The organism is Streptomyces sp. NPDC041191, from assembly GCF_055591945.1.
This window is the reverse complement of the sequence record NZ_JBVIZC010000009.1, coordinates 152,626-172,265: the sequence shown is the minus strand read 5'-3', so window position 1 is coordinate 172,265 and position 19,640 is coordinate 152,626. Positions and strand designations below refer to the sequence as shown.

19 protein-coding genes are annotated in these 19,640 nt (G+C 71.4%); 2 read left to right on the top strand and 17 right to left on the bottom strand.

Annotated elements, in window-relative coordinates; translation table 11 throughout:
- Window positions 1-105: 105 nt before the first annotated feature.
- The 11 genes from ACZ6AQ_RS19360 to ACZ6AQ_RS19310 all read right to left on the bottom strand — a co-directional run bounded on the left by ACZ6AQ_RS19360 (window position 106) and on the right by ACZ6AQ_RS19310 (window position 11,413).
- Window positions 106-2,934 carry a DEAD/DEAH box helicase gene (locus ACZ6AQ_RS19360; RefSeq protein ID WP_468760853.1) on the bottom strand — a complete coding sequence of 943 codons (2,829 nt, stop codon included), beginning with the start codon at window positions 2,932-2,934 and terminating at the stop codon, window positions 106-108.
- A gap of 98 nt (window positions 2,935-3,032) precedes the next feature.
- Window positions 3,033-3,929, bottom strand: a complete 897-nt coding sequence (gene tatC, locus ACZ6AQ_RS19355; protein WP_468761008.1) for a twin-arginine translocase subunit TatC — start codon at window positions 3,927-3,929, stop codon at window positions 3,033-3,035.
- Between the two features lie 104 nt (window positions 3,930-4,033).
- Window positions 4,034-4,330: a Sec-independent protein translocase subunit TatA gene (gene tatA, locus ACZ6AQ_RS19350; protein ID WP_388693683.1), complete on the bottom strand. Its 297-nt coding sequence runs from the start codon at window positions 4,328-4,330 to the stop codon at window positions 4,034-4,036.
- A 186-nt stretch (window positions 4,331-4,516) separates the two neighbouring features.
- Complete coding sequence (locus tag ACZ6AQ_RS19345) at window positions 4,517-4,714, bottom strand: hypothetical protein (protein WP_388693685.1); 198 nt, start codon at window positions 4,712-4,714, stop codon at window positions 4,517-4,519.
- Window positions 4,715-4,746: 32 nt separating this feature from the next.
- Window positions 4,747-5,001, bottom strand: coding sequence for a hypothetical protein (locus tag ACZ6AQ_RS19340; RefSeq protein ID WP_388693687.1), 255 nt, complete (start codon window positions 4,999-5,001; stop codon window positions 4,747-4,749).
- Window positions 5,002-5,133: 132 nt separating this feature from the next.
- On the bottom strand, window positions 5,134-6,087 hold the full coding sequence (locus ACZ6AQ_RS19335; RefSeq protein ID WP_468760852.1) for a helix-turn-helix transcriptional regulator: 954 nt from the start codon (window positions 6,085-6,087) through the stop codon (window positions 5,134-5,136).
- Window positions 6,088-6,102: 15 nt separating this feature from the next.
- On the bottom strand, window positions 6,103-7,059 hold the full coding sequence (locus tag ACZ6AQ_RS19330; protein ID WP_388693690.1) for a helix-turn-helix transcriptional regulator: 957 nt from the start codon (window positions 7,057-7,059) through the stop codon (window positions 6,103-6,105).
- A 154-nt stretch (window positions 7,060-7,213) separates the two neighbouring features.
- The gene (locus tag ACZ6AQ_RS19325; protein ID WP_388693692.1) at window positions 7,214-7,594 is read right to left on the bottom strand and encodes an FKBP-type peptidyl-prolyl cis-trans isomerase; all 381 of its coding nucleotides are present in this window, start codon (window positions 7,592-7,594) and stop codon (window positions 7,214-7,216) included.
- Between the two features lie 50 nt (window positions 7,595-7,644).
- The gene (locus ACZ6AQ_RS19320) at window positions 7,645-8,592 is read right to left on the bottom strand and encodes an FKBP-type peptidyl-prolyl cis-trans isomerase (protein ID WP_468760851.1); all 948 of its coding nucleotides are present in this window, start codon (window positions 8,590-8,592) and stop codon (window positions 7,645-7,647) included.
- 118 nt (window positions 8,593-8,710) lie between these two features.
- The gene (pafA, locus tag ACZ6AQ_RS19315; RefSeq protein ID WP_388693696.1) at window positions 8,711-10,072 is read right to left on the bottom strand and encodes a Pup--protein ligase; all 1,362 of its coding nucleotides are present in this window, start codon (window positions 10,070-10,072) and stop codon (window positions 8,711-8,713) included.
- 66 nt (window positions 10,073-10,138) lie between these two features.
- A complete protein-coding gene (locus ACZ6AQ_RS19310; protein WP_468760850.1) occupies window positions 10,139-11,413 on the bottom strand; it encodes an MFS transporter in 1,275 nt (424 codons plus the stop codon).
- Window positions 11,414-11,535: 122 nt separating this feature from the next.
- On the opposite strand from ACZ6AQ_RS19310, the gene ACZ6AQ_RS19305 reads away from it, so the two are divergent.
- A complete protein-coding gene (locus ACZ6AQ_RS19305; RefSeq protein ID WP_468760849.1) occupies window positions 11,536-12,558 on the top strand; it encodes a LacI family DNA-binding transcriptional regulator in 1,023 nt (340 codons plus the stop codon).
- An 82-nt stretch (window positions 12,559-12,640) separates the two neighbouring features.
- Here ACZ6AQ_RS19305 and prcA read toward each other — a convergent pair whose 3' ends face one another.
- The 5 genes from prcA to arc form a co-directional block, all read right to left on the bottom strand.
- Entirely contained in the window at window positions 12,641-13,393 is a 753-nt protein-coding gene (prcA, locus tag ACZ6AQ_RS19300) for a proteasome subunit alpha (RefSeq protein WP_388693700.1), read from the bottom strand.
- A gap of 44 nt (window positions 13,394-13,437) precedes the next feature.
- Window positions 13,438-14,277, bottom strand: a complete 840-nt coding sequence (gene prcB / locus ACZ6AQ_RS19295; protein WP_388693702.1) for a proteasome subunit beta — start codon at window positions 14,275-14,277, stop codon at window positions 13,438-13,440.
- 161 nt (window positions 14,278-14,438) lie between these two features.
- On the bottom strand, window positions 14,439-14,651 hold the full coding sequence (locus tag ACZ6AQ_RS19290; RefSeq protein ID WP_388693704.1) for a ubiquitin-like protein Pup: 213 nt from the start codon (window positions 14,649-14,651) through the stop codon (window positions 14,439-14,441).
- A gap of 160 nt (window positions 14,652-14,811) precedes the next feature.
- Window positions 14,812-16,323, bottom strand: a complete 1,512-nt coding sequence (gene dop / locus ACZ6AQ_RS19285) for a depupylase/deamidase Dop (RefSeq protein ID WP_388693706.1) — start codon at window positions 16,321-16,323, stop codon at window positions 14,812-14,814.
- Window positions 16,324-16,504: 181 nt separating this feature from the next.
- Window positions 16,505-18,271, bottom strand: coding sequence for a proteasome ATPase (arc, locus tag ACZ6AQ_RS19280; protein ID WP_468760848.1), 1,767 nt, complete (start codon window positions 18,269-18,271; stop codon window positions 16,505-16,507).
- A gap of 240 nt (window positions 18,272-18,511) precedes the next feature.
- Between arc and ACZ6AQ_RS19275 the strand changes: the two genes are divergently transcribed.
- Window positions 18,512-18,823, top strand: a complete 312-nt coding sequence (locus ACZ6AQ_RS19275; protein WP_468760847.1) for a ferredoxin — start codon at window positions 18,512-18,514, stop codon at window positions 18,821-18,823.
- A 92-nt stretch (window positions 18,824-18,915) separates the two neighbouring features.
- Here the strand turns inward: ACZ6AQ_RS19275 and ACZ6AQ_RS19270 are convergent, their stop codons facing one another.
- Window positions 18,916-19,494: a hypothetical protein gene (locus ACZ6AQ_RS19270; RefSeq protein ID WP_468760846.1), complete on the bottom strand. Its 579-nt coding sequence runs from the start codon at window positions 19,492-19,494 to the stop codon at window positions 18,916-18,918.
- Window positions 19,495-19,640 lie beyond the last annotated feature (146 nt).

Sequence of the window (19,640 nt, the reverse complement as noted above, 5' to 3'; positions counted from 1 at the left end):
GTCCGGCGCGCTCCGGACCTGGCGTGCGCGGCACGACGGAGGCCGGGTGTCCGTGGCGCGATCACCACGGGCACCCGGCCGGAATCCCTCGGGAGGAGGGGGACGTCAGGCCACCGAGCTGTAGGCGACGACCCCCCTCAGCAGCGAGTCGACGGCCTTGCGGGCGTTCTTGGCGACGGTGCTGTTCTCCTTGGGCGCGGCGGCGGCGATCTGCCCCAGGACGTCGATGACCTGCTTGCACCAGCGGACGAAGTCACCGGCCGGCATCTCCGCCTCGCGCAGCACCTCGTCGAGGCTCCTGTCGGAGGCCCACTGGTGGACCGCCCAGGCGAACCCGAGGTCCGGCTCGCGCTGGCCGACCCCCTCCGCCTGGTTGATCTTGAACTCCTCCTCCAGGGCGTCGAGGCGGCCCCAGATCCGGACCATCTCGCCGAGCGCCGCCTTGGCGTTGCCCGTGGGCAGCTTGGGCGCCACGGCGTCGTCGGCCTGACGGGACTCGAACACCAGCGCCGAGACGCAGGCGGCGAGTTCCGGCGGGGTGAGCCCCTCCCAGACGCGGTCGCGGAGGCACTCGCTCGCCAGCAGGTCGAGCTCGCCGTAGAGCCGGGCGAGCCGCTTGCCGTCGTCCGTGACCTCGTCGTCGCGCAGGTAGTCCAGCTCGGTGAGGAGCGCGACGATCCGGTCGAAGGTGCGGGCGATGGTGTTGGTACGGCCCTCGATGCGCCGCTCCAGCTGCTGGGTGTCCCGCTGGAGGCGGTGGTGGCGCTCGGCCCAGCGGGCGTGGTCCTCGCGCTCGTCGCACCCGTGGCAGGGGTGGGCGCGGATCTCGGTGCGCAGCCGGGCGATCTCGCGGTCGTCGGCGGCGGCGGAACGGTCCTTGCGGTGCCGCTCGGGGTTGATGTGCCCGGCCTTGCTGCGCAGCGCCGAGGCGAGGTCGCGGCGGGACTGCGGGGAGCGCGGGTTGAAGGTCTTGGGAATCCTCATGCGCTCCAGCGCCTCGACCGGCACCGGGAAGTCGATGGAGGCGAGCCTCTTGACCTGCCGCTCGGCGGTGAGGACCAGCGGACGCGGGCCGTCGTGGTGCTCGAACCCCCGGTGACCGTTGGTGCGGCCCGCCGGGATGCCCGGATCGAGGACGAGGGCGAGGCCGGCGAACTTCCCGGTGGGGACGTGGATGACGTCGCCGGGCTTCAGCTTCTCCAGGGAACCGGCCGCCTGGGCACGGCGCTGGGCGGCACCCTGCCGGGCCAGTTCGGTCTCGCGGTCCTTGAGGTCGCGGCGCAGCCGCGCGTACTCCTCGAAGTCGCCCAGGTGGCAGGTCATGCCCTCGCGGTAGCCCTGGAGGCCCTCCTCGTTCCGCTGGACCTGGCGGGAGATCCCGACGACGGAGCGGTCGGCCTGGAACTGGGCGAAGGACGTCTCGAGGAGTTCACGGGACCGGTGCCGGCCGAACTGGTCGACGAGGTTGACCGCCATGTTGTACGACGGCCTGAAGCTGGAGCGCAACGGGTACGTGCGCGTGCCGGCCAGGCCCGCGAGGTGGGCGGGATCGAGGCCGCGCTGCCAGAGGACGACGGCATGGCCCTCGACGTCGATGCCCCGGCGCCCGGCACGCCCGGTGAGCTGCGTGTACTCGCCGGGGGTGATGTCGGCGTGCTGCTCGCCGTTCCACTTGACGAGCTTTTCCAGCACGACGGACCGCGCGGGCATGTTGATGCCGAGGGCGAGGGTCTCGGTGGCGAAGACGGCCTTGACCAGGCCGCGCACGAACAGTTCCTCCACGACCTCCTTGAAGGTGGGGAGCATGCCCGCGTGGTGCGCGGCGATCCCCCGCTCCAGGGCCTCCAGCCACTCGTAGTAGCCGAGGACGTGGAGGTCCTCGGCGGGGATGGAGGCGGTGCGCTCCTCGACGATCTCGCGGACCCGCTGCCGGCCCTCGTCGTCGTTGAGGCGGAGCCCGGCGTGGAGACACTGCTGCACGGCGGCCTCGCAGCCGGCCCGGCTGAAGATGAAGGTGATGGCCGGCAGGAGTCCTTCGGCGTCGAGGCGGTCGATGACCTCGGGCCGGCCGGGGGTCCAGATGCGGGAGCGCTGACGGCGCTCGCGCTCGCGGTCGGCCTCGCGGACCATCTTGCCGCGCCGCCGGTCGCGCGGGTTGTACATGCGCGTGTTCTCGGTGCGGGCGAGGCGGAGGAGGTCGGGGTTGACCTCGCGCCGGGAGGCGCCGCGGCCCCCGTGGTCGGTCTCCTCCTCGAAGAGGTCGTACATCCGGCGCCCGGCGAGGACGTGCTGCCAGAGCGGCACCGGGCGGCTCTCGGAGACGATGACCTCGGTGTCGCCGCGGACGGTGTCCAGCCAGTCGCCGAACTCCTCGGCGTTGGAGACGGTCGCGGAGAGCGAGACGAGGGTGACGGACTCGGGGAGGTGGATGATCACTTCCTCCCAGACGGCGCCGCGGAAGCGGTCCGAGAGGTAGTGCACCTCGTCCATGACGACGTACCCGAGGCCGGAGAGGGTCTGCGACCCCGCGTAGAGCATGTTGCGGAGGACTTCGGTGGTCATCACGACGACCGGCGCGTCGCCGTTGACGCTGTTGTCCCCGGTGAGCAGACCGACCTTGCCGGCGCCGTACCGCTTGACCAGGTCGGCGTACTTCTGGTTCGACAGCGCCTTGATGGGGGTCGTGTAGAAGCACTTGCGGCCCTGCGTGAGGGCGAGGTGGACGGCGAACTCGCCGACGATGGTCTTGCCGGAGCCCGTGGGCGCGGCGACGAGCACCCCCTTGCCCGCTTCGAGTGCCCTGCACGCCTCGATCTGGAAGGGGTCGAGGTCGAAGTCGTACATCTCGCGGAAGGGGGCCAGCGCGGTGGCCTGCTCGGCGTTGCGGGCACGGGCGGCCGCGTACGCCTCGGCTGGTGTGAGGTCCTCTGTCATCTTGTGGTCGAGCCTACCCGCCCCCTCCGACAGTGACGCGGCCTTTATCGCGTTGCCGGGAGGGGGCGGGGGCGGACGGGAACCGGGGGCCCGCAGGATCAGGTGATGTCGTCGTAACCGTTGAGGCGGTGCGCGCCACCGTGCTCCCCGGTGGCCTGCTCGGGCAGGGCGCGGGAGGCGTTCACGGGTTCGACGGCTCCGACGGCCTCGGGGACGAGGTCGAGCGCGGACGCCTCGTCGTCGTCGAGTTCGGCGTCGGGGTCGTTGCGCCTGCGCCGCCGGTCGTTGAGGAGGGAGAAGCCCACGGCCGCGAAGTACAGGACGGTGATCGGACCGGCCAGGGCGATCATGCCGACGGGGTCGGTGGTGGGGGTGATGACGGCGCCGAAGACGAAGACGCCCATGATCACGCCGCGCCACCAGCCGGCCATGCGGCGGCCGGTGAGGACACCGGTGAGGTTGAGCATCACCAGGATGAGCGGGAGCTCGAAGGCGAGGCCGAAGACGAGCACCATGCGCAGGGTGAAGTCGAGGACGTCGCCGAGCGAGAGGATGTTCGCGGAGCCCTCGGGCGTGAGGCTGATGAGGACCTTCACGCTGACGGGGAGGATGAGGTACGCGAGGTAGGCGCCCGCCGTGAAGAGCGGGACGGCCGCGCCGACGAAGGCGTACGTGTACTTCTTCTCGTTCCTGTGCAGCCCCGGGGCGACGAAGGCCCACAGCTGGTAGAGCCAGACGGGGCTGGCGACGACGAGGCCCGCCGTCAGGGAGAGCTGGATGGTCGTGCTGAACGGGGCCATCAGCGTGTTGAAGGAGACGATCGCGCAGTTTCCGCCGTTGCTGACCACGTCCTTCGGGCAGGTGGGCACCGATCTGGTCAGGAACTGCATCAGCTCCTCGCTGTACACGAGGGCCACGATCGTCACCGCGGCGACGGCGAGGAGACCCTTCGCCAGTCGGTTGCGGAGTTCGCGCAGGTGCTCCACGAGGGGCATGCGTCCCTCGGGGTCCTTCTCCTGCTTGCGGGCAGACTTGAGCAACCCACGTCCTCATCTCGTGCGGCGGCCGCCGCCCGGTGCGGCAGCCGCGGCGGACCGGGTCAGCGCTTGGTGGTGTCCGTCGGCTCGGCGACGGGACGCGCGCTGGTCACGTCACCGGGAGCGGCCTGGATGGTGCGCGGGACGGTCGGGTCCGGCGTTCCGGTGGCGGTTCCGGGGTGGGGGGGGTCGGCGGGGGCGCTCTGCTGGTCCTCCGCCTTCATCGCCTTGGCCTCGCTCTTGAGGATGCGGGCGGACTTCCCGAGCGAGCGGGCCATGTCCGGGAGCTTCTTGGCACCGAACAGCAGGATGACGACGACGAGGATGAGAATGATCTCGGTGGGGCCGAGCCTACCCATAGCTGTTTACCTTCTTCACCGAGGCGACATGGGGGTGCGTGCCCGGCGGATCGGACAGGCGTCCGGCCACCGCGCTGTCTGCGATCGTAACCCGCAGGAGTAAACGCGGGGCAATGCCCGTGCGTACTCCCGGTTGCGTCCCGCGGTCCCCGGCCGCGGCCGCTTCCGGCAGCGTACGGCACGGGTTCAGCGGAGCGTCTCGCCGGTTCGGGCGAGGTCGGTGGCGGCCGTTTCGAGCTCCTCGGCGGCCCGGGTGATCCGCTGGGTGGTGAGGGTCACCTGGCGGCCGAGGCGCCGGACCTCCGTGAAGACCCTGACGGCGAGGACGCCGAGTACGGCGAGACCGAGGAAGCCGAGGGCGATGGCGAGCATGGGCCAGAACATGGGACGAGCCTAGACGCTGGGCGCCGGGTCGTTCAGACGGTGGTGTGGAGGCGCAGCGTCCGGACGCCGCCGCCGGTGAGGAGTTCGACGATGCGTTCGCCGGCGGGCTTGCGGACGGAGCTTCCGCACTCGGGGCAGGTGAACGAGTAGAAGGTGGTGCGGCGGCTGGCCCCGATGGCGAGGCGCAGGGCGCTCGCCGAGAGTTCGCAACGGGAACGGCAGTCGGGACAGGCGGCCTTGAAGAGGACCGGGGCCACCGTCGCCGCGAAACCGTGCGTCACAGACATCCACCTCGTCTCTCCCGGCTCCGGCACCCCGCCGTCACCGCCTTTCTCCGGCGGGAAGGTCCCGCCCGCGCGGGGAGGACCGCGGGGACCCGCGGTCCGGAGACCGGTCCGCCCCGCGGCGCCCCGCGCGCCTCACTCGCTCTCGTACGCGGCGAGCGCGGCCGCCGCCGCCGCCCTGGCGCTGTCGGCGAGCGCGGCCGGCGCGACGATCCGCCCATCGCTGCCGAGCCGGAGCGCGAGCCTGCGCAGCGAGGCGGGTTCCGGCGTCCGCAGGGTGATCCGCAGTCCGCCGTCCTCCAGCTCGTCGGCCCGGTCGTGCGGGTAGTACTCGGCGACCCAGCGGCCGCCGGGACCGACCTCGACCACGACCTCGGGGTCGTCGGCGGAAGGGTGGACCAGGCCTTCGGAGAGGTCCCTCAGCTCCAGCTCCGGCGGAGCGGCGGGCTCGTCGAGGATGCGGATCTCCGCGACCCGGTCGAGCCGGAAGGTGCGGCGCGCCTCGGAGAGGCGGCACCACGCCTCCATGTAGGTGTGGCCGACGGCGAAGAGCCGGATCGGGTCGACCTCGCGCTCGGTCAGCTCGTCGCGCGCGGGCGAGTAGTACCGCACCCACAGCCGGCGGCGCTCGGAGATCGCCCGGTCGACCTCGGCGAAGACCCCGCCCTCGGACTCGAAGGTCACCGAGAGCCGGGAGCTGGCCCCGGCCGCCTCGCCGGCCGCGGCCTCCAGCTTGGCGGTGGCGCGGAGCAGGGCCTCCCGGTCGCTCTCGCGGAGCCCCGGCAGGGTGGCGACGGCGCGGGCGGCGACGAGCAGGGCGGTCGCCTCGTCGGCGGCCAGCCGCAGCGGGGCGGCGACGTCGTCGGGGTTGTGCCACCAGATCCGGTCGCCGTCGGTGTCGATGTCGAGAAGGTCGCCGCCCCGGAAGCTGGTGCCGCACATGGGCAGCACGTCCAGGTCGGAGATCAGCTCGTCCTCGGTGATCCCGAAGGCGCGCGCCACGTCGGCGACGTGGGCGCCGGGACGCTCGCGGAGGTAGGTGACGAGGGAGAGCATCCGCCTCGTCTGGTCGATCGCGTTGGCAGCCATGCGTCCGTCTTCCCCTCAGCCCTTGGCCACGGCGCGCAGCCGGTCCACCACGTCGGCCCGCAGATCGGCCGGTTCCAGTACGACGACGTCGGGGCCGAACTCGACGAGCCAGGCGTCGAGGCCGTGCCCGTACGGGATCTCCAGCTCGTCCCAGCCGTCGGCGCCCTCCCGGACGGACTGGGCGCGGGCCCGCAGCGGATAGCCGCTGCCGGCGCGGAGCCGGATGCGGGCGGAGCGGGTGGCGGTCTCGCCGGCCCAGCTCTCGACGGTCTCCCGGACGGTGACGACGTCGGGCACGGGCGCGGTGAAGGCGCCGGCCCGGGAGCGGACCTTGCCGGTGATCCGGGAGAGCCGGAAGACGCGCTCGGCCCCGCGGTCGCGGTCCCAGCCGGCGAGGTACCAGTGCCCGCGCCAGCATTCGAGGGTCCAGGGCTCGACGTGGCGGGTCTCGGGGCGGGCGGCGTTGGCCTTGCGGTAGTCGAAGACGACGGGACGCCGGTCGCGGCAGGCCAGCATGAGGGGCTCGAAGGCGGCCTCGTGCACCGGGATGCGCGGTTCGAGGGCGCTGGGGTGGGCGTCGTACGCGTCCTCCGCCTCGGGCATGCCCGCGGCGCGGAGCTTCTGGAGGGCGCCGCTGGCGGCCCCGGCGAGGCGGGCCTGCTGCCAGACCCTGGCGGCGAGGCCGAGCGCGGCGGCCTCCTCGGCGTCGAGGGTGATGGGCGGCAGCCGGTTGGAGTCGCGCCGGGCGAGGTAGCCGGTCTCGCCCTCCAGGTTCTCGACGGTCTCGATGACGAGGCCGAGCTCGCGGAGGTCGTCCTTGTCGCGCTCGAACATGCGGTTGAAGGCGTCCTCGCCGCTCGCTTCGAGGTACGCCTCGATGGAGCCGCGCAGCTCGCGCTTGCTCAGCGGGCGGCGCGTCCCGAGCAGGCACAGCGCGAGATTCATCAGCCGCTCGGACTTGGCAATCGCCATCGACGCCCTGCACCTCTTCAGCCGGTTCCACTTCTCGGACGTCCGACCGTACCGCCCCGGAGTGCCGGGGCAAAAGCCGAGGGCCCCCGCCGTGGACGGCGGGGGCCCCGCTGGGCCTTCACCGGCCGGGTCCGTGCCCGGTCCGGGTCCGGGGTCAGCGCTTGGTGACGCCCACGAGGTCGCAGACGAAGATCAGCGTCTCGCCCGGACCGATCTTGCCGCCGGCGCCGCGGTCGCCGTAGGCGAGGTGCGCGGGGATGATCAGCTGGCGGCGGCCGCCGACCTTCATGCCCTGGACGCCCTGGTCCCAGCCCTGGATGACCTGGCCGACACCGAGCTGGAAGTCGAGCGGGGCGCCGCGGTTCCAGGAGGCGTCGAACTCCTCGCCGGAGTCGAAGGACACGCCCACGTAGTGGACCTTCACGAAGTCGCCCGCGCCGGCGACCTCGCCGTCGCCCTCCCAGACGTCCTTGATCTCCAGGTCCTTCGGCGGCTCGCCGCCCGGGAAGTCGACCTCGGGCTTCTCGATGCTCACTGAACTGCTCCTCATACTGAACACTGCTGAACTGCGCGAACGGGACAGTCTTACATCTTCGTCAGGATGTCCACGGCGAACACCAGCGTGGAGTTCTTCGGGATCCCCTGCTTCTCCTGGTCCCCGAACGCCTCGGACGGCGGGGCCACGATGAGGACGCGGCTGCCGATCTTCTTGCCGACGAGACCGTCCTTGAGGCCCTTCAGCGTGAGCTGGGGCAGCGGGAAGTTGGCGGGCTTGCCCGCGGTGTACGTCGAGTCGAACACCTTGCCGTCCTTCCAGAGGGCGGCGACGTAGTTCACGACGACGGTGTCGGTGGCCTTGACGGCCTCGCCCTTGCCCTCGAGCACGTAGTTCGAGACCAGCTTGGCCGGGGGGTCGGTCTTGGGGACCGTCAGGGCGGGGGCCTTGCCGTCGGTGTTCGTCCCGACCTTGGGCAGGTCCTTGTTCTCCTGGGCGACCTCGGTGCCCTCGGCGGTCTTCGGGATCGTGACGGCCTTCAGGATGTCCACGACGAAGACGAGGGTGGCGTTGGGCTTGATGTCGCCCTGGCCCTGCGCGCCGTAGCCGAGCTCCGGCGGGATGCCGATCTCGATGCGGCTGCCGACCTTCTGGCCCTCCAGGCCCTGGTCCCAGCCCTTGATGACCTGGCCGGCGCCCAGCGTCAGGTCGAAGGGCTGTCCCCGGTCGAAGCTGTTGTCGAAGGGCTTGGTGGAGTCCCAGGCCTGGCCCAGGTAGTTCACCTGGAGCGCGTCGCCCTTCTTCGTCACCTGCCCCTTGCCCTCGCTGATGACGTGGACCTTGAGTTCCTTGGGCGGATCGCCCTCGCCCTTGGAGAGGGTGGGCTTCTCCCCGAACTTCTGTCCCGCCGTGAGGGCGGGCAGTCCGTTCGTCGTCGAGGCGGTGGAGGCGGATTCGGAGTCCTTGGTGTCGCTGCCGCACGCCGCTGTGGAGAGCAGCAGCAGCGGGACGACGAGAAGGCCGGCAAGTCGGCGCACGTGTTCCTCAGATCTCAGACGGCACGGTAGTTGTCCCGACACTCTAGGGGGTGCCCCCGAGACGCCGGGGGCCCCGCACGCCGAACGTGCGGGGCCCCACCGCTTCGTACCACCGGTCCTACATTCCGGCGATCAGCTTCTCCACCCGCTCGTCGACGGAGCGGAACGGGTCCTTGCACAGCACCGTCCGCTGCGCCTGGTCGTTCAGCTTGAGGTGGACCCAGTCGACGGTGAAGTCCCGCCGCTGCTCCTGGGCGCGGCGGATGAAGTCGCCGCGGAGCCTGGCCCGTGTGGTCTGCGGGGGCACCGACTTGCCCTCGAAGATCTTCAGGTCGTTGCAGATGCGGGCCGCCTGCCCGTTCTTCTGCAGCAGGTAGTACAGCCCGCGCCGACGGTGGATGTCGTGGTAGGCGAGGTCTATCTGCGCGACCCTCGGGTTCGACATGGTCATGTTGTGCTTGGCCCGGTACCGCTCGATGAGCTTGTACTTCATGACCCAGTCGATCTCGGTCTCGATGCGGTCCAGCGCCTCGGCCTCGATCGCGTCGAGCGTACGGCCCCAGAGCTCCAGGACCTGGGCGACGGTGCCGGTCCTGATGCCCCGGCGGTCCACGAAGTCGACGGCCTTCTCGTAGTACTCGCGCTGCACCTCCAGGGCGGACGCCTCGCGTCCGCTGGCGAGCCGGACCTTGCGCTGGCCGGTGACGTCGTGACTGACCTCGCGGATCGCCCGGATGGGGTTCTCCAGGGTCAGGTCGCGCATCACGGTGCCGGCCTCGATCATGCGGAGCACGAGGTCGGTGGCTCCGACCTTGAGCAGCATGGTCGTCTCGGACATGTTCGAGTCGCCGACGATGACGTGGAGCCGGCGGTAGCGCTCGGCGTCGGCGTGCGGCTCGTCCCGGGTGTTGATGATGGGCCGGGACCGGGTGGTGGCGGAGCTGACGCCCTCCCAGATGTGCTCGGCGCGCTGGGAGACGCAGTAGACCGCGCCCCGCGGGGTCTGGAGGACCTTCCCCGCGCCGCAGATGAGCTGCCGGGTGACGAGGAACGGAATGAGGATGTCCGCGAGCCGGGAGAACTCCCCGTGCCGGGCGACGAGATAGTTCTCGTGGCAGCCGTAGGAGTTTCCGGCCGAGTCGGTGTTGTTCTTGAAGAGGTAGACGTCGCCCGCGATTCCCTCCTCGTGCAGGCGGCGTTCGGCGTCGACGAGCAGTCCTTCGAGAATGCGCTCGCCGGCCTTGTCGTGGGTGACCAGTTCGGTCACGTTGTCGCATTCCGGTGTGGCGTACTCCGGATGCGAACCCACGTCGAGGTACAGACGGGCGCCGTTCCGCAGGAAGACATTGCTGCTGCGGCCCCATGACACGACACGGCGGAAGAGGTAGCGCGCCACTTCGTCAGGAGACAGTCGGCGCTGTCCCCTGAACGTGCACGTGACGCCGTACTCGTTCTCCAGCCCGAAAATGCGGCGGTCCATGTCTGAACATTACGCCTGAGGGCCTGTGCTGAAACCGGGTTGGACGTTCCCGTTTCGATCATTTTCTCAACGGGGCGTGTTCTTTTCGGTGTGCACGACGGCGGGGGCTTCCCCGTCCACGGCGTGTCGCGCGCCGTCGCCGGGGGCCGCCGGAGCGGCCAGGACGCGGGCCGTGGCGAGGAGGACGAGGAGGGCGGTGAGGCCGCCCGCTCCGGCGACGGCGAACCCGGAGGCGGTCCCGGCGAGTTCGACGGTGGGCCCGGCGACGGCGGAGCCGAGGGCCGAACCGACGCCGAAGGTGGTGACGAGCCAGGAGAACGCCTCGGTCACGGTGCCGCGCGGCGCGTGGCGGTCGACCACGAGGAAGGCGCAGGCGAGGGCGGGGGCCAGGAAGACCCCGGCGAGGACCGAGAGGCCCGTCATGGCGGCGGGCCCGGGGACGAGGACGAGCGGCAGGTAGCAGACCGCGAGGAGCAGGACGAGGACGCGCAGACGCCTCTCGGGCGCTCCCGCCCACCGCCGGGCGCCGTAGGCGACGCCGCCGAGGAGGGCGCCGAGACCGAGGGCGGCCATCAGCCGGCCGTAGACGGCGGGGGCGTTCCGGTCGTCGGCGTAGGCGACGGCGGCGACGGTGATGGAGCCGAGGGCGAGCCCGACGAAGAAGAAGGAGCCGAGGAGGGCGAGGAGGCCGGGCGAGCGCAGGGCGCCCAGCCAGTGGGCCTCGCGGGGTGCGGAGCGCCAGGCGCGGGAGGGCGCGGAGAGGACGACGGCGAGGGCACCGAGGACGCCCAGGGCGTTGATGACGAGGAGGGCGGCGGCGGGCGACCACAGGGAGACCAGGAGGGTCAGCAGCAGCGGGCCCGCGGTGAACATGATCTCCTGGGCGACCGCGTCGAGGGCGTACGCGCGGTGGACCCGGTCCTCCCGGCCGAGGACGCTCGGCCACAGGGCCCGCAGCCCGCCCTCCAGGGGCGGGGTGAAGAGCCCGGCGACGACGACGGCCGCGTACGCCAGGGCGAGGGGGGCGATGCCGGTGAGGGCGAGCAGCGCCATGCCGAGGGCGGAGAGGACCGCGGCGGGCAGCTGGACCCGGGGCTGGCCCTTGAGGTCGACGGCGCGGCCGAGGAGGGGCTGGCCGACGGCGGTGGCGACGCCGTAGGCGGCGATGAGACCGCCGGCGAGGGTGTAGCTGCCGCCCTGGTCGCGGACGAAGAGGGTGAGGGCGACGGGGCCGGTGCCGTTGGGCAGGCGCCCCACGAGCGTTCCGGCGAGCAGCCGGGCCGCGTGCGGCGCCCGGAGTATGTCCAGATAGCCCCCGTGCGCCGTGGTTCCGGTGGCCATGCGGTCTCCCCTCACCCCGGATCCCACCGAGGTTTTACGTATAACTTCCGTCCTCATACGTACCATGGCGGCTGCGCGCGGGTCCACCCCGCGCTCCCGGACCGTCCGACGCGGAGGCTTGTGTGCAGACCCCGGAGCCGCTCGGCGGCACGCGCCCGACCAGCCGGGACGTCGCCCGGGTCGCGGGCGTCTCGCAGGCCACCGTCTCCCTGGTCCTCGGCGAGAAGTGGCGCGGCCGGGTCTCCGAGCGCACCGCCGGCGCCGTGCGGGAGGCCGCCCGGGGCCTCGGCTACCGGCCCAACCTGGCCGCCCGCAACCTCCGGCTCGGCCGCACCCGGACGGCCCTGCTCGTCGTGCCGGCCCTCACCAACGAGTTCTTCGCCCGGGTCTACACCGGAGCCGCGGCCGTCGCCGCCCGGCACGGCTTCGGCGTCGTCCTCTACCCCTCCCCCGACGGCATCGGCCCCGCGAAGGACCCCTTCGCCTCCGCCCGCGCCGCCCTCGACGGGGTGATCGCCTCCTCGATGGCCACGGACGCCCTGGAGGCCTTCCGGGGCACCGACCTGCCGCTGGTGATGCTGGACAGCGACCCGGCCGGCAGCGCGGCGGCCCACGTCAACCTGGACGTCGCCGACGGCATGCGCCAGGTGACCGGCCACCTGCTCGCGCTCGGCCACCGGCGCTTCGTCCACCTCGCCTCGGCCGTGCCCTCCTGGACCTTCGACGTCCGAGCCGCCGCCCTCGCGGGCTCCCTGAGCGGGGAGGGCGTGTCGGTGCGGACCGTCCGCGCCCCGCTGGACGTGCGCGGCGCGACGGCCGCCGCCGAGCGGGTCCTCGCCGCCCCCGGGCCCCGTCCCACCGCCCTCGTGTGCGACGACGACATCCTCGCGGCGGGCGCCTGCAAGGCCCTGCGGCGCCGCGGGCTGCGCGTCCCCGAGGACGTCTCGGTCACCGGCTTCGACGACCTGGCGCTCGCGACCGCCGTCGAGCCCGAGCTGACCACCGTCGCGCTGCCCGCCGAACGCGTCGGGGAGCGGGGCATGGCCGCCCTCCTCGCCGTCCTGGCGGGCGAGCCCGCACCGCCGGACCTGCTGCCGGTCTCCCTGGTGCCCCGCGGTTCCTCCGGCCCCGCACCGGCCGCCTGAGCCGCGCCCCGGGCGCACGGCGCGGACGCGCGAAGGGGTCCCGGCCCGCTCGCGCGCGCCGGGACCCCTGGGGTGGTGCCGCCTACTCCTCGGGAGCCTCGTCGGAGGGCTCGTCCGTCTTCGCCACCGCCGCGTTGTCCGCCTCCAGGAGGCGCGACAGCTGGCGGCCGACGATCCGCTTGAACTTGCGCTGCTGCGGGCGCGTGCGGTCCAGGACCGCCACCTCCAGGCGCTCGGCGGGGATGTCCCGCTCGCTGCCGTTGGTGTCCCGCGAGAGCGCCTGCACGGCCAGCTTCAGGGCCTCGGCCAGGGACATGCCGTCCCGGTGCCGCTGGTCCAGGAAGGAGCCGATCTGCTCCGCGTTGCCGCCCACCGCGACCGAGCCGTGCTCGTCGACGATCGAGCCGTCGTGCGGCAGCCGGTAGATCTGGTCGCCCTCCGGCTCGGTGCCGACCTCCGCGACGACCAGCTCCACCTCGTACGGCTTCTCCCCCGCGCTGGAGAAGATGGTGCCGAGCGTCTGCGCGTAGACGTTGGCCAGGCCGCGCGCGGTGACGTCGCCCCGGTCGTAGGTGTAGCCCCGCAGGTCGGCGTAGCGCACACCGCCGATGCGGAGGTTCTCGTACTCGTTGTACTTGCCGGCGGCCGCGAAGCCGATCCGGTCGTAGATCTCGCTGAACTTGTGCAGGGCGCGGGACGGGTTCTCGCCGACGAAGACGATGCCGTCGGCGTACTGGAGGACGACGAGGCTGCGGCCGCGGGCGATGCCCTTGCGGGCGTACTCGGCCCGGTCGGCCATGGCCTGCTGGGGTGAGACGTAGAACGGAGTGGACACCGGCGGTCCGTCCCTTTCTTCTGGGCTTCTGGAGCGACGGGTGGTCAGAGCAGGGCGGCGCGCGGCCCGTCGGGCTGCACGAGACGCCGCTCGGTGACCGATCGGGCCAGCTCGGAGGACTCGGCCTCGCCGAGCCTGCGGAAGCCCTCGTCGGTGATGACGGTGACGATGGGGAAGATCCGGCGTGCCATGTCCGGGCCGCCGGTCGCGGAGTCGTCGTCCGCCGCGTCGTAGAGCGCCTGCACGACCAGCGTGGTGGCCTGCTGCTCGGTCAGGTCGTCGCGGTAGAGCTTCTTCATCGAGCCCCGCGCGAAGATCGAACCCGATCCGGTGGCGGCGAAGCCGTGCTCCTCGGAGCGGCCGCCGGTCACGTCGTAGGAGAAGATCCGGCCCTTCTCCCTGCTCTCGTCCCAGCCCGCGAAGAGCGGCACGACGGCGAGGCCCTGCATGGCCATGCCGAGGTTGCCGCGGATCATGGTGGACAGGCGGTTCGCCTTGCCCTCCAGGGAGAGCGTGGTGCCCTCCACCTTCTCGAAGTGCTCCAGCTCCAGCTGGAAGAGCTTGACCATCTCCACCGCCAGGCCGGCGGTGCCCGCGATGCCGACCGCGGAGTACTCGTCGGCCGGGAACACCTTCTCGATGTCCCGCTGCGCGATCATGTTCCCCATGGTGGCGCGGCGGTCGCCGGCCAGCACCACCCCGCCGGGGAACGTGGCGGCCACGATGGTGGTGCCGTGGGGGGCTTCGACGACGCCCTCCGGCAGCCTCCGGTTGCCGGGCAGGTGTTCCGGCGCGTGCGCGGACAGGAAGTCCATGAACGAGGACGAGCCCGGCGTCAGGAAGGCCGCCGGCAGACGCCCGGTGCTACGAGGGTTGGCTTCCACGCGATTCCTTCCGGGTGGGAGAGTCGGCCCGCCGTGGGACGCGCGGGCCGATCTTGCTTGCTGTGCACGGACCTTACCCGTGCCACAGCCTGTCACCCGTCCCCGGGCCCACGGCTTTCTCCGGGGCTCCGGGGACGGAGGACGACAGGTGCGCGCGGCGGTTACTCGCCACCCTTTTGGACGAAGGAGCGCACGAAGTCCTCGGCGTTCTCCTCGAGCACGTCGTCGATCTCGTCGAGGACGGAGTCCACGTCCTCGCTCAGCTTCTCCTGGCGCTCCTGGAGGTCGGAGTCCGCCTCCGTGGTGGTCTCCTCGACCTCCTCCGCGGAACGCGTCGCCTTCTGCTGTCCGCCGCCGGTGTCCTTGGTCGCCATATCCCTCACCCCGCTCGAATCGGCCCGCTCGGTTGAGTCCTTGCAAGATCAGACCCTATAGGTCGGGTCCGACTTCGGCCTCGTGGTTTCCACAACGCCCGGGCGCTGATTCCATGATTCCCAGCACCGGGGCGTTTCAGGCCCGTCCCGGGCCCCCGGTTCATTCGCCCGAGAGCACGCGCACCAGTTCCTCGGCCGTACGACAGCGGTCCAGGAGCGATTTCACGTGCTCCTTGGTGCCCCGCAGCGGTTCCAGGGTGGGGACTCGCTGGAGGGAGTCCCGGCCGGGCAGGTCGAAGATCACCGAGTCCCAGGAGGCCGCGGCGACGTCGTCGGCGTACTGCTCCAGGCAGCGGCCCCGGAAGTAGGCCCTGGTGTCCTCGGGCGGAGCCGTCTCGGCCCGCTCCACCTCGGACTCGTCCAGGAGCCGCTTCATGCGCCCGCGTGCCGCCAGACGGTTGTAGAGGCCCTTGTCGGGGCGCACGTCCGCGTACTGGAGGTCCACCAGGTGCAGCCGGGCGGCGTCCCAGTCCAGGCCGTCGCGGCGCCGGTAGCCCTCCATGACCTCCCGCTTCGCGATCCAGTCGAGTTCGCCGGCCAGGCTCATCGGGTCGTTCTCCAGCCGGTTGAGGGTGTCCTCCCAGCGGCTCAGGACGTCCTTGGTCTGCGCGTCCGCGTCCGTGCCGTACCGCTCGTCCACGTACTTCCTGGCCAGCTCGAAGTACTCCATCTGGAGCTGGACGGCGGTGAGCGTGCGGCCGCTGCGGAGCGGGACCAGGTACTGGAGCGAGGGGTCGTGCGAGACCTGGTGGAGGGTGCGCACCGGCTGGTCGACGGCGAGGTCGACGGTGATGAAGCCGTCCTCGATCATCGACAGGACCAGCGCGGTGGTGCCCAGTTTGAGGTAGGTCGAGATCTCCGAGAGGTTCGCGTCGCCGATGATCACGTGCAGGCGGCGGTAGCGCTCGGCGTCGGCGTGCGGCTCGTCCCGGGTGTTGATGATGGGCCGTTTGAGGGTGGTCTCCAGGCCCACCTCGACCTCGAAGTAGTCGGCGCGCTGGCTGATCTGGAAGCCGTCCTCCCGCCCGTCCTGGCCGATGCCGACCCGTCCCGCCCCGGTGACGACCTGGCGGGAGACGAAGAAGGGGGTGAGGTGGCGCACGATGTCCGAGAAGGGGGTCTCCCGCTTCATCAGGTAGTTCTCGTGCGTGCCGTAGGAGGCGCCCTTGTTGTCCGTGTTGTTCTTGTAGAGGTGGATGGGCTGGGCCCCGGGGAGCTGGGCCGCGCGCTCGGCCGCCTCGGCCATGATCCGCTCGCCGGCCTTGTCCCAGAGGACGGCGTCGCGCGGGTTGGTCACCTCGGGTGAGCTGTACTCCGGATGGGCGTGGTCCACGTAGAGGCGGGCCCCGTTGGTGAGGATCACGTTGGCGAGGCCGATGTCCTCGTCGGTGAGCTGGCTGGAGTCGGCCACCTCGCGGGCGAGGTCGAAGCCCCGGGCGTCCCGCAGCGGGTTCTCCTCCTCGAAGTCCCAGCGGGCCCGGCGCGCCCGGTGCATCGCCGCCGCGTAGGCGTTGACGATCTGGGACGAGGTGAGCATGGCATTGGCGTTCGGGTGTCCCGGGACGGAGATCCCGTATTCCGTCTCGATGCCCATTACTCGCCGTACGGTCATGCGGCCCTCCTTGCCCGGCGGCGCTCACTGTGCGCGACTCGGCGGTACCGAAGAGCCCGGATCGGCTCCGCGCTCGTAGGGAGATCGTTCGCGGTGTTCCCCCGTACTGCCGGAGGAACACCGGGTGGAACGCGCCGGCTGCGGATGCCCGGTTTCCGGACATCCGCAGCCGGCGGGCGTTCTACAGGTACTGACCGGTATTGGCCACCGTGTCGATGGAGCGTCCGGTGTCCGCGCCCTGCTTTCCGGTGACGAGCGTACGGATGAACACGATCCGCTCGCCCTTCTTTCCGGAGATGCGGGCCCAGTCGTCGGGGTTGGTGGTGTTGGGCAGGTCCTCGTTCTCCTTGAACTCGTCCACGCACGCCTGGAGGAGGTGGGAGACCCGGATGCCCTTCTGGTCGTGGTCGAGGAAGTCCTTGATGGCCATCTTCTTGGCCCGGTCCACGATGTTCTGGATCATCGCGCCGGAATTGAAGTCCTTGAAGTACAGGACTTCCTTGTCGCCGTTGGCGTACGTGACTTCGAGGAAGCGGTTCTCCTCGGATTCCGCGTACATCTGCTCGACCACGGACTGGATCATTCCGTGGGCGGCGGCGGCCTTGGAACCGGCGTGCTCGGAGATGTCGTCCTCGTGCAGCGGCAGGTTGCCCGTGAGGTACTTGGCGAAGATGTCCTTCGCCGCCTCCGCGTCCGGACGCTCGATCTTGATCTTCACGTCGAGCCGGCCGGGCCGCAGGATCGCGGGGTCGATCATGTCCTCGCGGTTGGAGGCGCCGATGACGATGACGTTCTCCAGGCCCTCCACGCCGTCGATCTCGGCGAGCAGCTGGGGGACGATGGTGTTCTCCACGTCCGAGCTGACACCGGAGCCACGGGTGCGGAAGAGGGATTCCATCTCGTCGAAGAAGACGATGACGGGGGTGCCCTCGCTCGCCTTCTCCCGGGCACGCTGGAAGACGAGGCGGATGTGCCGCTCGGTCTCACCGACGTACTTGTTGAGGAGTTCGGGTCCCTTGATGTTGAGGAAGTAGGACTTCCCCGCGGGCCGGCCGGTCACCTCGGCGACCTTCTTGGCCAGCGAGTTGGCGACGGCCTTCGCGATCAGCGTCTTGCCGCAGCCGGGCGGCCCGTAGAGCAGGATGCCCTTGGGCGGCCGCAGTTCGTGCTCCTTGAAGAGGTCCGGGTAGAGGTACGGGAGCTCGACCGCGTCGCGGATCAGCTCGATCTGGTTGCCCAGACCGCCGATCTTCTCGTAGTCGACGTCCGGGACCTCTTCGAGGACGAGTTCCTCGACCTCGCTCTTGGGGACCACCTCGTAGACGTAGCCGGAGCGGGAGTCGAGCAGCAGGGCGTCGCCGGAGCGGATGGTGATGCCCAGCAGGGGCTCGGCGAGTCTCACCACCCGTTCCTCGTCGGTGTGCCCGACCACCAGGGCGCGCTCGCCGTCCTCCAGGATCTCCTTGAGGGTGACGATGTCGCCGGCGCGCTCGAACTCCATGGCCTCGACCACGTTGAGCGCTTCGTTGAGCATGACCTCCTGGCCGCGCTTGAGCCCGTCGAGCTCGACGCTCGGGCTGACGTTCACCCGGAGCTTGCGGCCGCCGGTGAAGATGTCGCACGTGCCGTCCTCGTTGGCCTGCAGGAAGACACCGAAGCCGGCCGGCGGCTGCGCGAGCCGGTCGACCTCCTCCTTGAGGGCCACGATCTGGTCGCGGGCCTCACGGAGCGTGTTCGCCAGACGTTCGTTCTGCGCGGACACACCGGCCAGGTTGGTCTGCAGCTCGACGATCCGCTCCTCGAGAATCCTCGTGTGACGCGGAGAGTCGGCGAGCTTGCGGCGCAGGACGGCGATTTCCTGCTCGAGATAGGCAACCTGGCCGGCGGGGTCCTCAGACCCTCGCCCCGGCCGGATGCCGCGGTTGATGTCGTCGTCGTGGGCTGCCACGGTCCTCACCTCCTCCAAGGGGAGCTGGACGCTTCCTGACCCTACCTGCGTGGGTGGTGATTGAAACCCCTAGATCAAAAAGACTCCGGGACGTGTCCGATCTTCACCCTTGCGCTTCCCCTCTCGCCAGGGGAATACCCACCCTTCGGCGTCCGGAAGCGGGCGGTTGTATCGTCGTCTGTGGCCAACACCCGCCACGGGTGGCCCGACTTATCGCGCCAAGCGGAAACGGCAGGAGAAATGACCGTGCAGAACGAGGCCCCGGCGACGGGCGCCGACGAGGCGCTGGAGGTCTGGATCGACCAGGACCTGTGCACCGGGGACGGGATCTGCGCGCAGTACGCGCCCGAGGTCTTCGAGCTGGACATCGACGGGCTCGCCTACGTGAAGAGCGCCGACGACGAGCTCCTCCAGGACGCCGGCGCCACGACTCCGGTGCCGCTGCCGCTGCTCCGGGACGTGGTGGACTCGGCGAAGGAGTGTCCGGGCGACTGCATCCACGTGCGGCGGGTCGCCGACAAGGTCGAGGTGTACGGCCCCAACGCCGACTGAGGGCCCGCCGCGCCGGAAGCGGCGGCCGGGCGGACCGGCGGCGCCGGGGCGGCGGCCGGAGGAGTCGCGGGCCGGGCGCCGGCCGTCCGGGTTCAGGCGCCGCGCGCGCCGGTGTCCTCGGAGCGGACGAAGGCGCCCCCCTGCCAGCGCCAGCCGACCCGCTCCTCCTCGTCCGGGCAGCAGCGGGGGACGTCGGGGGACGAGTAGCCGAGCAGAGTGGCGAGGACCACTCCGTCGCGTACGGCCAGCTCGGTGACGTTCTGGTGCCGGCCGGGATCGACGAGCGTGGCCACCACGCGCGCGGGTGCGCCCGCCTCCCTGCCGCGGGTGAGGACGTAGACACCGCTCGGCGGGGTGCCGAAGCCGGGCGCGCAGCGCACGACCGCGACGGTCTCCGGGTTCCCGTCCCCGTCGAGGTCCCCGGAGGCCCGCTTCGCGACCGTACGGGGGTCCTTCCCGCACTCCAGGGGATAGGCGGCTCCGGCGGCCTCCGGGGCCGCGGCCGGGCGCGGGGCGGCGGCCGGGGTGGCGGTGGCTCCGGCGGGGCCGGGCTGGAGCAGTCCCGCGAGGGCGACGACCGCGGCGGTCGCCGCGGCGGTGGCCAGCCAGTGCACCGGCCCGGCGTGGGTGTGCGCGAGGTCGGTGAGGTCCGGGGCGGCGGGGAGCTGCACGCGAGACGTCTCCTGTGGGGTGGTGCGGCGGGTTTCCCGGCATCGTGCCACACGCCGCAGGAGGGCGGCACCCGTGGGGGCGGGGCCGTCCGGCCGCTTCCCGAACGCCTCGAACACGGGAACGCCGCCGCCGAGTTCCCTGCCGG

What these genes read in the sequence shown, in the direction of transcription:
- ACZ6AQ_RS19290 (WP_388693704.1), bottom strand. Translation starts at nt 14,651, where the DNA reads ATGGCGACCAAGGACACCGGCGGCGGACAGCAGAAGGCGACGCGTTCC.
- tatA (WP_388693683.1), bottom strand. Translation starts at nt 4,330, where the DNA reads ATGGGTAGGCTCGGCCCCACCGAGATCATTCTCATCCTCGTCGTCGTC.
- ACZ6AQ_RS19360 (WP_468760853.1), bottom strand. Translation starts at nt 2,934, where the DNA reads ATGACAGAGGACCTCACACCAGCCGAGGCGTACGCGGCCGCCCGTGCC.
- dop (WP_388693706.1), bottom strand. Translation starts at nt 16,323, where the DNA reads ATGACCGTACGGCGAGTAATGGGCATCGAGACGGAATACGGGATCTCC.
- tatC (WP_468761008.1), bottom strand. Translation starts at nt 3,929, where the DNA reads ATGCCCCTCGTGGAGCACCTGCGCGAACTCCGCAACCGACTGGCGAAG.
- ACZ6AQ_RS19275 (WP_468760847.1), top strand. Translation starts at nt 18,512, where the DNA reads ATGACCGTGCAGAACGAGGCCCCGGCGACGGGCGCCGACGAGGCGCTG.
- ACZ6AQ_RS19330 (WP_388693690.1), bottom strand. Translation starts at nt 7,059, where the DNA reads ATGGCGATTGCCAAGTCCGAGCGGCTGATGAATCTCGCGCTGTGCCTG.
- pafA (WP_388693696.1), bottom strand. Translation starts at nt 10,072, where the DNA reads ATGGACCGCCGCATTTTCGGGCTGGAGAACGAGTACGGCGTCACGTGC.
- ACZ6AQ_RS19335 (WP_468760852.1), bottom strand. Translation starts at nt 6,087, where the DNA reads ATGGCTGCCAACGCGATCGACCAGACGAGGCGGATGCTCTCCCTCGTC.
- ACZ6AQ_RS19345 (WP_388693685.1), bottom strand. Translation starts at nt 4,714, where the DNA reads ATGTTCTGGCCCATGCTCGCCATCGCCCTCGGCTTCCTCGGTCTCGCC.
- ACZ6AQ_RS19340 (WP_388693687.1), bottom strand. Translation starts at nt 5,001, where the DNA reads ATGTCTGTGACGCACGGTTTCGCGGCGACGGTGGCCCCGGTCCTCTTC.
- ACZ6AQ_RS19310 (WP_468760850.1), bottom strand. Translation starts at nt 11,413, where the DNA reads ATGGCCACCGGAACCACGGCGCACGGGGGCTATCTGGACATACTCCGG.